This window comes from Salipiger abyssi, assembly GCF_017311415.1.
GTDB classification, from domain to species: domain Bacteria; phylum Pseudomonadota; class Alphaproteobacteria; order Rhodobacterales; family Rhodobacteraceae; genus Salipiger; species Salipiger abyssi_A.
On the sequence record NZ_JAEKIS010000004.1, the window covers coordinates 115,623 to 128,376 of the forward strand.

A 12,754-nucleotide genomic window follows, 5' to 3' on the forward strand; every position below is an offset into this window, starting at 1 on the left:
GAGCAGGATCATGGCAGTTGCGAATCTCAAACGCGCCACCTCGACGGGGGCGAACGCGGCAACCGCCCGGCGGCGCAAGCTGACCGGCCCGCAAAAGGCGGCGATCCTGTTCCTGTGCCTCGGTGAAAAGCGCGGCTCGGCGCTGCTCCAGCAGCTCGACGATATCGAGATCCAGCAGGTCACGCGGGCGATGTCGGGGCTGGGCTCGATCTCCTCCGAGACGGTCGAGCAGGTGCTGAGCGATTTCGTCGAGGACATCACCAATGGCGGCGGCGTGGTCGGCTCCTTCGCTGTGGCCGAGAACCTGCTGCGTTCGCTGCTGCCGGGCGATCAGGTCGAGGGCATCCTGAAGGACATCCGCGGCCCGCTCAAAGAGCGCGATCTCTGGGCACGGTTCGGGGCGCTGTCGGAGAATGTCATCGCCAATTACCTCAAGGGCGAGCACGAGCAGACCATCGCGGCGATCCTGTCGAATGTGAAAACCGACGTGGCGGCCAAGGTGCTGCCGATCCTCGGGCCGGAAAAGATGCAGAACGTGGTCGAGCGGATGATCCGTATGGAGGCGGTGCCGCATCACATGATGAAGCAGATCGAGGAATCCCTGCAAAGCGACATCATAAATGCCGGTGCCCAGCCCACGACCACCGAGCAGCATCAGCGCATGGCGGATCTGTTCAACAAGCTCGACCGCAATGCCTTCGACGCCATGGCGCCGGCGCTTGAGGAGTCGATCCCCGACACGTTCGATGCGATCAAGGCCAAAATGTTCACCTTCGAGGATCTGGTGAAGATGGACGCGATGGATCTCGCCAAGATCATGCGCGGCATGCCTGGCAACACGCTGCCCACCGCGCTGCGCGGCGCCAGCCAGGCGGCGCGCGACGCCTTCCTCAACGCCCTGCCCTCGCGCTCGCGCGACATGTTGCAGGAAGAGATGGACAGCATGGGCCCGGTGCGCCGCCGTGAGGTGAGTGCGGCGCAGTCGATGATGCTGGATTACGCGCGGACCCTGGCGGACGAGGATCAGGTGCGACTGCCGCTCAGCGACGACGAAGACGACGAGATGTTCTGATCGGGGCGGTGAATTGGAAACCCACCCTACGGCCGAGCGATGCATGGGCGCGGATCAAGGCCGCAGGCCACCGCGCCATCGCCGGCCCGCCCCACCGGGTTGGCGATCTGATGACGTCCGCGCTTCGTTGAGAGGTCTTTCGGATTTGGCTGGGATAAAGCGAGGGGTACGAGCCGCCGGTTCGCCATCCCGCGGGCCGGCGATGGCGCGGCTTACGTCGATGCTGCACCGTAGGGTGGGCTTCCAACCCTCCGCTTCGACGACATCAAACCCCTAGCGCAGCTTGTAGCCGCTGAAACCCGCGATGGCTTCGATGTCGATGGTGACCGGCAGAAAGCTTCCCGAGCCGGAATTCGCGACGCCGGACAGGATCTGAACCGCGCCGTTGGTGCTGGTGAAATCCGAGTTGGCATCCGAGATGGCCACGTATTTACGTACCAGCTTTTCCACCTCTTCGGGATCTTTCAGCGTTTTCAGATCGAAACGGTCGGTCAGCATCTCGGCCTGGCGGTCGATATCGAGCGATGCCATCTGCGCCGGCAGGCCCAGGATTGTCCGGAAGAACTCCGACATCTCCGGATCTTTCAGAATGTCGAACGCCGTTTCGATCTCGTCCGCCTTGCGGCGGAACTCCAGTACCGTGCCAAGTGCCTCGTTCTCGTCGGTTTTGTCGTTCACATATTGCGTGTCGATGTATTTATCAACGACGCGGTTCCTCCACGAACGCAGCGCGGTGTTGATATTGCCTTCGCCGTCGGTGCCGAACCCCATGGCGTTGTAAAGCTCCTTAAAGCGCGGATCGGTCAGCCGGTTGATCAGCGCATCGGGCTCCTCGATATTGCTCTTGAGCACCTTCTCCATCATCGCCTTGCCGAAGATCTGGTCTTCGAGATCGTAGGCCTTCATCACAAAGCTGTAGAGCTCGTAATCGCCCATCAGATCGTCAACGCTTTCGACATCCGAGATGTTTTCCAGGAAATGCTCGATGGCGCGGGCGTGTTCGGGCTCTTCCCGCAGGAGCGCCTGTTCCTTGTCCTCGGTGGCATCAACCAGTTTCAGGGCGACCAGGGTCGACATGCCCGAAATCGAGATCATGCGCGTTTCCTTTCGGGATCTGCGGCTTCGGGCACCAGTTGCGTCGGGTCGAGCCCGGCGGCGCCCAATACCTCGGCCTCGCGCGCGATCAGCGGGCGCAGGTCGCGCAGCGCGGTGTAATACTCCATGCGGCTGACATTGTTGGCGGCGCTGAAAACATGAAAGCGCAGATCGGCGGAAAACACCGTGGCCAACTCTGCCAGACGTTTCTGTACCGCTTTGGCCAGATCCTCGCGCTTTTCGGGATAGATCAGGGCGCTCTGGATCAGGTAATAGACCGCCTTCACCGGTGTCGCCGCCGCCTCGGGTTTCAGCAGGTCGGTTTCGCGGATGATATCCGCGCGGTTTTCCACGGTGACCGTGCTCTTGCGGCCGCCATTGCGCATCATGCAGCCGTTGACGACCAGTCGCTCAAAGGGTTTCAGCGTGAGATTGAGTGCCATGATCCGATACCGTGGTCAGCGCCGGGCGCGAAGACAGCCCCGCGAGAATGCTGGAATTCACCTCGATCAGTGCGCGCAGGCCCGGCCCGCCGCCCAGCACCTGCTGGCTCTGACGGTCGACCCAGAGGGCGATGGAGATCAGCTGGGCGCGCAGTGCCTGCGGAAAGGCGTTGCCGCTTTCGGCGAGATCGTCGCGCAGGGTGATCCAGAGACGGCGATTGTCGGCGAGTGCGTCACGCAACCCGTCCGCCAGAACCGCACTGCGTGCCTCGTTGCTGTCGGCCGCGTCGAAAGCGGTACAATACGTTTCCATGGCGCCGGTGATGCGGGCGAAGACGCGCGCTTCGATCTGGCGCGGAGACTCGCTTTCGCGAATCGTGCGCTTGTAAGCGTTGATGCTCATTCCGTTCCTGCCTCTGCTCCCCCGGCTGGTCCCGGGGCGATTTGTAAGCCGCCCCCGGTTGATCCGGGGTTGCGACGAAGAAAGGGCGCCTTGCGGCGCCCCTTCACTATGCCATCATAAGTTGTGCATTTTCCAGAAAAATTACCGGAAGAGCGACAAAATATTCTGCGGCGACTGGTTCGCGATCGACAGCGATTGCGTGGCCAGCTGCTGTTGCACCTGAAGCGCCTGAAGACGGGCGGCTTCTTCTTCCATATTGGCGTCGACCATGCCGCCGACACCGGCGTCGATCTTGTCGGTCAGCTCCGAAAGGAACTCTTTCTGCATTTCGACCGATTTCTCGGCGATGCCGAAAGCGGTGGCGGAGTCGATGGCGTCCGACAGGGCGCCTTCGGCGTTCTGAAGGGCGGTTTCCATCAGCGCCGTGGTCGAAGCTGTGGTCAGGTCGATGCCGGCCAGGGTGGACTGGATCGCGCCCAGATCCTGCTGGTCGAAGCTCACCGTGGTGGTGGTGATCGAGCCTGCGGCGTCACGGCTGATGCCGGTGACGACGGTCACGGCCGAGGTGCCGTTGACGAGGTCGGAACCGTTGAAGGTCGCCTGGTCGATGGTGGTCTGGATACGGGCGGCCAGCTCGTCCAGTTCGGCCTGCACTTCGGTGCGGGTTTCCTCGGTGCCGCCCTGTGCGAAGGCGACGCGCTCGACGAATTCCGAGGCCAGGTCCTTGACGGTTTCAGCGCCCAGACGAGCTGCGGAAATCGAGTTCTGGGTCAGGGTCAGGCTTTCGTCGATGGCCTTGTAGATACGCGAGTCGCTCGACATCGTCTCGGAGATCGAGAAATACGCTGCGTTGTCTTTGCCCGAAGCGATTTTCAGGCCCGAGCTGATGCGGTCCTGGGTCGATGCGAGGCTGTTGTTGATATTGCGCAGCGTCGAGAGCGCGGACATTGCGCTCGCGTTGGTGTGGATAGAAGACATTTTCTGCTCCGATTTCTATCGTTATTGGTCTTCGTCTTTCTGACGAAAACGGTCCTGCCGTGAGACGATCCGTAACACGGCAAATTGGAGCATCGGGTTAAACAAAGGTTAAAGCTAAATAGACTGGTCAAACCGTTGCGGCGAGGACACAGCTTTCTGCGGCCGGGCGCCATCGCGATCGTAGAGCCCGCTGAGGCTTTGGCGGTCGCGAATCCGGTCGATTTCGCGGGCCACCGCGCTGGTCGCCTCGGTCATCCGGCGCAGCATCGCGAGGTCTGTCTGGATGAGTTCGCGCAGGTCGTGCAGTTTGCGGCGCAGCTTTTCGGCGGCGGGTTTCTCGCCGGAAAGCAGATGGTCGGCCTCGGCAAAGGTGGTCTCGATCTCGGCAAGCAGTTCGGTCTTGCGCGGGTAGAGCTCTTCGACGCGCGCGAGCTGCCCCTGCCCGATGGCGGCGATCTCGTCGCGCAGCAGACGGGCGAGCCGGTCGATCAGTAGCGTGGCGCTGGCGTGGGTTGCATCGCTCATGAGCCTTGCTCCGTTGTGCCCGATTGCGCATAGGCGGCAAGAGCGCTGCGCAGGCTCGGGGCGATGCCGGCGCCGCCCTGCTCGACGATTTCGCGACCAAAGGCTTCGGCCAGGAAATAGCGCCAGGTTTCCTCTGCCTGCCCGCCGCCGAATTCACCGATATCCACCTGCTTCAGCATCTCGTCGACCATCTGAGTGAGGAACATGGCCTCGAATTCCTTGGCGGCGGAGGCCGGCGCGTCCGGTGCCACGGCGCCGGGCTGCGCGTGCTGGGCGCCGGTGACTTGCAGCGCGGCCATGCTGGTCTTGATATCCATCGCGCGCGCTCCTCAGATGATCTCGAGATCGGCGTGCAGCGCGCCCGCTGCCTTGATCGCCTGGAGAATGGAAATGGTCTGGGTGGCGGTCAGACCGATGGCGTTCAGCGCGTCCACAAGCCGTTGCAGACTGACATCCGCGCCTTCGAGAATGGTGAAATGCGCCTCGCTTTCCTCGACCCCGACGCTGGTGCGCGGCACCACCACGGTCGTGCCGCCGATGGTCACCGGGTTGGGCTGGCTGACCATCGGATCTTCGCGCACCATCACCGTGAGCCCGCCCTGGCTGACCGCGACGCGGTCGATGCGCACATCGGCGCCGATCACGATGGTGCCGGAGCGTGCGTCGATCACCACCTTGGCGATGCTGTCGGGCTCCACCCGCAGGTTTTCGATCACCGAGAGCACCTCGGGCACGTCGCCCTTGCCCGACCCGCGCAGTCCGACCTCGACCGTTGCGGAGTCGAGTGCCCGGGCGGAATTCGACCCCATGCGCTCCTGAATGGCCTCGGTCACGCGCATCGCCGTGGTAAAATCGGGGTTGCGCAGGTTGAGTCGGATCGAGTTGAGCGAGGTCAGCTCGAACTCCACCTCGTTCTCGACCGTCGCGCCGTTTTCGATCCGTGCCACCGTCGGTACGCCCTCGACCACCGAGGCCGCCATGCCCTGTGCCGCGTATCCGGCGACGGCAATCGGACCCTGCGCCACGGCATATACCTCGCCATCCGCGCCCGTCAGCGGAGTGACGATCAGCGTGCCGCCGCGCAGCGAGCTGGCATCGCCCAGCGAGGAGACCACCACGTCGATGGGCGAGCCTCTGCGTGCGAAAGGCGGCAGCATGGCGGTGACCATCACCGCGGCGGTGTTTTCGGTCTTGATCCGGTCGTCCGAGAGATTGCCCACGCCCAGCCGTTCCAGCATCGCCTCGATGCTCTTTTCGGTGAAGGGGCTGTTGCGCAGGCTGTCGCCGGTGCCGTTGAGGCCGACCACCAGCCCATAGCCCACGAGCTGGTTCTCGCGCACGCCCTCGAAAGTGGCGATGTCCTTGATCCGGACATCGGCCTGCGCCGGCAGGGCCAGGCAAAAGGCGGCGATCAAGGCGCCGATGCGGGCTGCGATCCTCATGGGACTCCGGGCAAAAAAGAACTCTCTCTGGCAAGATTAAACATAAAAACCGGAGAAATCGCAATGATTAAATCACATATAATCATGCTATCCTTGTCTAATGCTTGACCCCGGGAAAAATACTGCGCATGATCGTCCTGTCCAGCCATGGATAATAAGACCAAAAAATGTCCCATCGGGAGAGCGTGGTGCATATCTACCTTTACGAGCCGCGATCCAACGCCCTGGCCGGCCTGCTGTCAGAGCTGAACGAGGCACATTGGGAGCCCGTGGCGGTAAATGACGATTTTTTCGAGCGTCAGCTCGACCTGCTGGGCAGCGACGGCTATGCCGACCGCCCGGTCCTGCTCTCCGGCCATCCACGCATCGTCGAGCATATCGCGCGACTGCGCAAATCCGGCTGCCGAAATCCGATTCTCGTTCTGCGCGAGCAGCGCGACCCCGAAGCGGCGATGGAAACGCTCGATGCCGGCGCCGATGACGATATCGTCGGGCCGGTGACCGGGCTGGAGCTGCGCAGCCGGGTCAACGCGATCACCCGGCGCTTTCACGGCCACGCGGCGGCTTCGGTGCATATCGGCGACGTGACCGCCTATTTCGACGGGCGCGACCCGGATGTGGCCGGCCAGCCGATGAAGCTGTCGCAGCGCGAACTCGCGATCTTTCAGCAGATCGCGCTGGCGGCACCGCGCGTCGTGTCGAAATCGCGGATCTACGATGCGGTCTACGGCATGGCCGAAGAGCAGCCCTTCGACAAGGTGATCGACGTCTATATCTGCCGGATCCGCAAGAAGATCGAAGAGATGTCGCCGCTGGGCGATCCGCATATCCGCACGATCCGGGGCCGTGGCTACAAGTTGGCACCGGAGATTGTCGAGCACGCCGACGGCCCGGTTGTGCTGCGGCCCTCAGACCATTCAGAACATGAAGTTCAGAAAGCTCAGCTGGGATAGGCGCGAGGTGGCGGCATAGCTTGCCTGAAGCTGCGCCTCCAATGCCTTGATATCGGTTGCGGCCTCGTACTCGTCCACGCCGACCAGATCGGAGATCCGGCTCTTGTAGAGCAGCGCGCGGTCTTCCATGCGGGTGTTCGCGGTCTCGATCCGCGCCGAAGCAGTGTCGAGCTGGGTCTGGCTGTCGAGCAGCCCCGAGAGCCCGGCATTCAGCCGTTCCGTGGCGGTCCCGACCCAGGCCGCGTAGGCCTCGTCATCGGGAATGGTTGTTGGGTCGGTGGCGGCGAGCATCGAAAGGCCCTGAAGCACCTGGCGGAACGCCGCGTCATTGGCCTGCACGCCGTAGCTCAGCGTCTCGCCGTCGCCGATGCTGGCCGACATGCGCGCGCTGCCGGTGCTGCCGGTAAAGAACAGGGCGTCGAAATTCTCGTCCGGGTCGGCGGCGCTATTGGAAAAGATCGCGTCGAGCTCGGTAATCCGTGCGGCGACATCGGCAGGCGTGCCCATGCCCTGGGCGATCACGTCCTCGATCACGCCTTGCGGCGACAGGCCGGTATCGGCGCGCGGACGGTCCCAGACTTGCAACGCCGTGGTCCCGTCGGCGATCCCCGCGAACATCGGCTGCCCGCCATAGTTCAGGTTGGCCTGGGCGATCACCATATCGAGCGCCGCGCGCGCCGAGGTCTGAAGCCCCTCCGCCGTTCCGCCTTCCGGTGAACCGTTGGCCAGCGCCAGCTCCAGCGTCGACTGCACCGCTTCGCGCATCGTGCCAATGGCCTGACTCATTGTATCGAGCCGGCTGCCGAGCAGCGAGTTGGCGGCGGTCTGTGCCTCGTCGCGCTCCAGCGCGGCGTTGAGGTTCAGCGCCTCGGCGGCGCCGGTGCCCAGTGACTTGTAGATATCGCTCTTCACGCCCGAGGACAGCTCCTGCTCGGCATTGGCAAGCTGGGTCTGCATTTCGGCATTGGCGTTGCGGCGGAGCAGGTTGCTGTAAAGCGTCGAAGGGCCCCGGTTCATCAGGTAGATCATGACAGGTCTCCGGGTCAGACCGCGCCGAGCAGGGTGTCGATCATCTCGGAGACGACCGTCAGCACCTGCGCGTTCGCGCCGTAGGATTGTTCGATGGCGGTGAGTTGTTGCAGCTCGTCATCCACATTGACGCCCATGAACGACATGCGTGTGCTCTGCACCGCGATCGCGCCGGCGGCGAGGCTTTCGGCGGAGCTTTCCGCCTCGGCGCGGGCGCTGTTCTGGCTGGCGATCAGCGTGGCGACATAGCTCGAGAGCGTGGCACTTTCGCCGAGCCCGGCCTCTGGATCGAAGGCCATGTCGCCGTCGAGCACGGCGATAAAGGCCTCTATCTGGGTGTTGTCGCCAGCGGCGCCGGGCACATCCGCACCCATGCCGTCGCGGATCCGCCAGTAGGCGCCGCCCTGCTCTGGCAGTACCGCGCCGTTTACCGCGATGCGCAGCGCCAGCCCGGGCGCGGCGGGATCGCTCAGCGCAGCTCCGGCATCGGTGAAAAGCCCCGCCTCACCGGGGGCGAGGCTGGCATCGGCGTCTTCCATGCCCGCGATCAGCGCGCGCGCGACCTCGTCGAGCTGCGCCTGCATCTCGGGGAGCGTCTCGCTGAAAAGCTCGATCTTGCCGGCAAGCGCGCCTTCGGAGATCCCGCGCACCCCGGGCACGCCCGGGGTGATCTCGAACTCGCCGGCGGTCAGGGTGCCGGTTGCCGTGTCAAAACTCAGCACCTGCGCCGCGTTTCCGGCCAGCAGCGGTGCGCCGCCCGCCGCAAAAAGCTCGATCCGCCCCTGAGCATCGGTGCGCAGGGTGAAATCCATGTATTCGGCCAGCGCGTCCAGTTCCGCGCCGATCTTGTCCTGAAGCGCGAGCTGCGCCTCGCTGGTGCCGAGGCTGCCGGAAGAGAGCTGCTCGTTATAGCCGTCGAGACGGCTCAGCGCCGCGTTGATCTCGGCGATATCCGCGCCGATCCCGTCCTCGGCGCTGTCCATGGCGTCGGCCAGTTCCGAGCCGGCGCTGTTCAGTGTTCGCGCCAGCTCCTGAGCCTCCGCCACGGTGCTGCGCTGGAGCGCGCCGTCCGAAGGCGAGACCGAAAGCAGCCCAAGCGCGTTCTGGAAATCGGTCAGCCGGGTGAGGATCGTGTTGCTGCTCTGGCTGTCGCCGAGCAGCGAGGTGTAGGCGGAAAGCCCGGAGGCGATGGCGTCCTGCCGCGCTGTGCGGCCGACCTCGTCGCGATACATAGCATCGAGCGAGCTATCGACTGCCCGGGTGATTTCGCTCACCGTCGCCGCGCCCTGCGCATTGGTCGCGATATGGGTATCGCGGCGCGCAAAGTTCGGGTTGTTGGCGTTGGCGATATTCGACGACACGCTTTCGGCCCAGCGTGAGGTCACGCCCATGCCGCTGCGCGCCGCGTTGAAGGCAGATGTCAGCCCCATGTCACAGTCCTATCCAGCGCCTCAGCGCTTCAGGTTCACCGTTTCCGTCAGCATCTCGTCGGCGGTGGTGATGATCTTGGCGTTCGACGAATAGGCGCGCTGGCGCTGGATGAGGCTGGTCAGCTCTTCGGCGATGTCCACATTGGCGGATTCCACGCCGCCCGAGGTCAGCGTACCGCTGTCGCCGCCACCGGCCTGGCCGAGATAGAAATCGCCGGAGTCGCGCGACATGGCAAAGGTCGAGTTGTTCGAAGTTTCCAGCCCGTTGGGGTTGGCGAATGTGGCCAGCGGGATCGAATAGAGCGCCTTGCGGGTGCCGTTGTCGAACACGCCCCAGACATCGCCGAACTCGTCGAACTCAACGCGGGAAAGCGTGCCGCTTTCGCTGCCGTCGGCCTCGATGGCCATCGGGGTGTAATCGCCGGAGAACTGGGTGAGTCCGTCGAAGCTGTCGGGTGCGCCGAGCGACACGGTGACCACCTGGGGCGCGTCGGCATTGTCGATGGTCAGGGTCATTTCGCCGGTTGCCGGATCGAAGGCAAAGCCCGCCGGCGCCGCGGCGTTGGCGACGATATCGCTGTAGCTCGCCGGCGCGCCGACATTGGCGCCGCTGTCGTTGAAATCGACCGTTACGCTGCCGTATTCGGTGGTATCGTCCGAGATCGTCACCACCCACTGGTCGTCGGTGGTGTTGGGCTGGAAGGACAGGGTCAGGTACTCGGCCTCTCCCAGCGCGTTGTAATATTCCACCGAGGAGACAAAGGCGTCGCCCGGCGTATCGAGCCCGGTTTCCTGCGACGGCAGGTTGCCGCTGACCGAGACGTTCTCGGTCATGGCGCCGCTGATGGTCTGATTGGCGATGTTCACCGGCTCCAGATCGTTGAAGCTGCTCCGGTCCACCGCGCCCAGCGTGCCATCGGCTCCGTAGGCATAGCCCATCAGATAGAGCCCCGCCGCGTTGACCAGATTGCCGTTTTCATCGGGCTCGAAGCTGCCGACGCGGGTGAACATATTGCCCGAGGTATAGGAGGCGTCGATGTTCGAGTTCACCACGAAGAAGCCGTTGCCGCTGATCGTGAGGTTCGAGGCGACCGAGGTTTCGGAAAAGCTGCCGTCGACCCCGTTCGCATGCGTAATATTCGTGCGCACGCCGGTGGCAAAGCTGCCCGCCGCGTTTGTCGACCCGGAGGTCACCATCTGCGCGAAGCTGCGGCGATAGCCCACCGTATCCGCGTTTGCGATATTGTAGGAAATGCGCTCAACCGCCGTGGAGTTCGCCAGAAGACCGCTGACACCGGATGCCATCGCGTTGGAAATGCTCATAACCGCCTCGCCGTTTCGATCGGTGATGAATTCACCGTTCGTTAATCACATAGCAGACCGCGGTTACACCATGGTTAAAGCTTTCTTTACTTGCCGGTCTTTCGCAATCTTTTGTCTGTTTTTGTTCATACGATGCGCGCTCCGAGGATTGTTCAAGAATCCAGGCGGTGCCGCATCTTGGCGTGGGATGGCTAGTTGAGCTTGCCGGACTCGGGCAGGCTGTCGAGCATGTCCTGCGCGTTCCGGATCCGGGCGCGCGCGGTTTCCTCGCGCAGCGGCAGCAGCTCGGGCGCGGCGATTGCCAGACTCTTGGCGATCTCTGCCCATCCTGGCAATTCTGTCAGGCTTGGGAAATCCTGTGCCAGCTCGGCGGTCTTGGCGCTGTCGCCGCTGCGATGCGCGGCCAGCAGATAGCGGATCGCGTCGGGCAGTGGCAGATCGCCGTCGAGGCTGGCGCGCAGCGTGCCATAGGCCTCCAGCGCGGCGGGCCAGTCCTCGCGTTCGAACTGGGCCTGCGCGCGTAGTCGCAGGATCTGGCTCGGCAGCGGCCCCCTGACCTCGTCCAGCAGCTCTGCGCGCCGCCCGGTCTCGTCGAGATAGCGCGCCGAGATCAGTCGAAAGCGCCGCGCGAGCTCGGGATCGTCGAGGCTCGGCGGCTGCGCCAGCAGTGCGCCCAGCGTGTCGAACTGCCCGCCCTCCAGCAGCGCTTCGGCCTCCTTGACGGTGAGGCGGTCGATCTGGCCCGGCGCCGCCTCGGCGATGCCGAGATCCTGCGCGGCGGTCAGGTAATCGCGGATCGTGGCGTATTCGCGCGCCGCCGCGACGGTTGCGCCGGCGCGCAGAAACCGGTCGGCAAAGCTCTCGGCGGCATGGGCAAAGCTGACGGTAAAGCGGAAATAGGGCGCGATGCGTTCATGCCAGGACATGAAGCGCCCCAGCATGATCTCTTCGTTTGCGCCTTGGTCGTATAGCTCTTCGATCAGCGCCCGGGCTTTCTGCTGCGCCGCGTCCGCGAGCGGCGTGCCGGCCTGACGCTGGAGCATCCGGCCATAGCTCTCGATGGCGGACACCTTGTCTCCCGCGATGGCCTGAAGCGAAGCGAGATCGTCCAGCGTCTCGCCGGCATAGCGGTCGCCGCGCCATAGCTCGGTTTCCTGCGACAGCAGCACGACCGCCTGCTCGGTGGTGATCGCCTCTTCGCGCAGGCTGAGATCGACCAGCGCGCGGCGGGCGCGATGCGCCCAGAGATCCTTGCCGTCCTGTGCCAGAACATAGCTGTCGAAGGCCGCCAGCGGCTCGTTCCCCATCTCGGCGACGCGTCCGAGCAGGAAGTGATAGGACGGGCTGTCCTTCAGCGCCGGGTAGCTGTCGAAAGCGGCGGCGATGTCGCGCGCCAGCCGCCACTGCTCTGTTTCGATGGCGCATTCCAGAAAGCCCGGCAACACGCGCTCCTGCACCGGTTTGGGAAACCGCGCGAGCCGCATCACCGCATTGGTCAGCAGCGGCGCGGCCTCGGCGCACTCGGCGGCGCGCAGATGCGACAGGGTCCGGAACAGCGGCTGGTCGGCCCAGTCCGAATGTGCCGGGGTCAGCAGGGCGCGGGCGCGGTCGGTCAGCGGGCGCTCGCGGGGGTCGATCAGCCCCAGCGCCAGCTCGAAGGCGGCGGCGCGCAGGTCGTGGGCCGGCGGGACGTCCTCACCGCCGACCTGTCCCAGTACCGAGAGGCCCTCGGGCGCCATGGCATGGGCAAAGAAGAACTCCGCCAGATCGGTAAGCGCGCGGGCCAGATCCGGCTGGCGGTCGCCGGCGGCCACCACGGCATCCATCAGCGCGCGGCGTTCTTCCAGAAAGGGCTGCGTTTCACGCTGGGCAAGGTAAAGCTGCGGCGGGTCGATCACCCGCATGGGGCTCAGGAGGGCCGGGGTGAGCCGCTCTTCGAGCATGCGCGCACCTTCTTCGGGGCCGGGCTGCGCCAGCACCGGACAGGCACAGAGCAACACCGCCATGACCGCCGCGTGACGCCCCCGGAACGCACAAGAATAGGCCACTTTATTTGTTCGC

The 12,754-nt window shown here is 64.3% G+C and carries 13 protein-coding genes; 2 read left to right on the forward strand and 11 right to left on the reverse strand.

Going from position 1 to position 12,754, the window contains the following annotated elements:
* Window positions 1–10: 10 nt before the first annotated feature.
* A complete protein-coding gene (locus I6N89_RS07375) occupies window positions 11–1,072 on the forward strand; it encodes a flagellar motor switch protein FliG (RefSeq protein WP_207017609.1) in 1,062 nt (353 codons plus the stop codon).
* Between the two features lie 273 nt (window positions 1,073–1,345).
* On the opposite strand, the gene I6N89_RS07380 is transcribed toward I6N89_RS07375, so the two are convergent.
* The 7 genes from I6N89_RS07380 to I6N89_RS07410 form a co-directional block, all read right to left on the reverse strand.
* Window positions 1,346–2,167 (reverse strand): DUF1217 domain-containing protein, encoded by an 822-nt coding sequence (locus I6N89_RS07380; RefSeq protein ID WP_207017610.1) that lies wholly within the window; start codon window positions 2,165–2,167, stop codon window positions 1,346–1,348.
* On the reverse strand, window positions 2,164–2,610 hold the full coding sequence (locus I6N89_RS07385) for a flagellar biosynthesis repressor FlbT (protein ID WP_207017611.1): 447 nt from the start codon (window positions 2,608–2,610) through the stop codon (window positions 2,164–2,166). The genes I6N89_RS07380 and I6N89_RS07385 overlap by 4 nt, the downstream gene beginning before the upstream one ends.
* Entirely contained in the window at window positions 2,579–3,013 is a 435-nt protein-coding gene (flaF, locus tag I6N89_RS07390; RefSeq protein ID WP_207017612.1) for a flagellar biosynthesis regulator FlaF, read from the reverse strand. Before flaF ends, I6N89_RS07385 begins: the two co-directional genes overlap by 32 nt.
* 141 nt (window positions 3,014–3,154) lie before the next feature.
* The gene (locus I6N89_RS07395; protein WP_207017613.1) at window positions 3,155–3,991 is read right to left on the reverse strand and encodes a flagellin; all 837 of its coding nucleotides are present in this window, start codon (window positions 3,989–3,991) and stop codon (window positions 3,155–3,157) included.
* A 114-nt stretch (window positions 3,992–4,105) separates the two neighbouring features.
* Complete coding sequence (locus I6N89_RS07400) at window positions 4,106–4,516, reverse strand: hypothetical protein (RefSeq protein WP_207017614.1); 411 nt, start codon at window positions 4,514–4,516, stop codon at window positions 4,106–4,108.
* Window positions 4,513–4,833, reverse strand: coding sequence for a hypothetical protein (locus I6N89_RS07405; RefSeq protein ID WP_236016485.1), 321 nt, complete (start codon window positions 4,831–4,833; stop codon window positions 4,513–4,515). The genes I6N89_RS07400 and I6N89_RS07405 overlap by 4 nt, the downstream gene beginning before the upstream one ends.
* 12 nt (window positions 4,834–4,845) lie before the next feature.
* Window positions 4,846–5,958, reverse strand: a complete 1,113-nt coding sequence (locus I6N89_RS07410; protein WP_207017615.1) for a flagellar basal body P-ring protein FlgI — start codon at window positions 5,956–5,958, stop codon at window positions 4,846–4,848.
* 167 nt (window positions 5,959–6,125) lie between these two features.
* Here I6N89_RS07410 and I6N89_RS07415 point away from each other — a divergent pair, with 167 nt between their 5' ends.
* Window positions 6,126–6,911 (forward strand): response regulator transcription factor, encoded by a 786-nt coding sequence (locus I6N89_RS07415; RefSeq protein WP_236016486.1) that lies wholly within the window; start codon window positions 6,126–6,128, stop codon window positions 6,909–6,911.
* Here the strand turns inward: I6N89_RS07415 and I6N89_RS07420 are convergent.
* From I6N89_RS07420 to I6N89_RS07435, 4 genes are all read right to left on the reverse strand, one after another.
* Window positions 6,876–7,940, reverse strand: coding sequence for a flagellin (locus tag I6N89_RS07420; RefSeq protein ID WP_207017616.1), 1,065 nt, complete (start codon window positions 7,938–7,940; stop codon window positions 6,876–6,878). The two genes, I6N89_RS07415 and I6N89_RS07420, sit on opposite strands and share 36 nt — an antisense overlap.
* 14 nt (window positions 7,941–7,954) lie before the next feature.
* A complete protein-coding gene (gene flgK, locus I6N89_RS07425) occupies window positions 7,955–9,370 on the reverse strand; it encodes a flagellar hook-associated protein FlgK (RefSeq protein ID WP_207017617.1) in 1,416 nt (471 codons plus the stop codon).
* A 21-nt stretch (window positions 9,371–9,391) separates the two neighbouring features.
* A complete protein-coding gene (locus I6N89_RS07430; protein ID WP_207017618.1) occupies window positions 9,392–10,693 on the reverse strand; it encodes a flagellar hook protein FlgE in 1,302 nt (433 codons plus the stop codon).
* Between the two features lie 191 nt (window positions 10,694–10,884).
* Window positions 10,885–12,741 (reverse strand): hypothetical protein, encoded by a 1,857-nt coding sequence (locus I6N89_RS07435; RefSeq protein WP_207017619.1) that lies wholly within the window; start codon window positions 12,739–12,741, stop codon window positions 10,885–10,887.
* Window positions 12,742–12,754 lie beyond the last annotated feature (13 nt).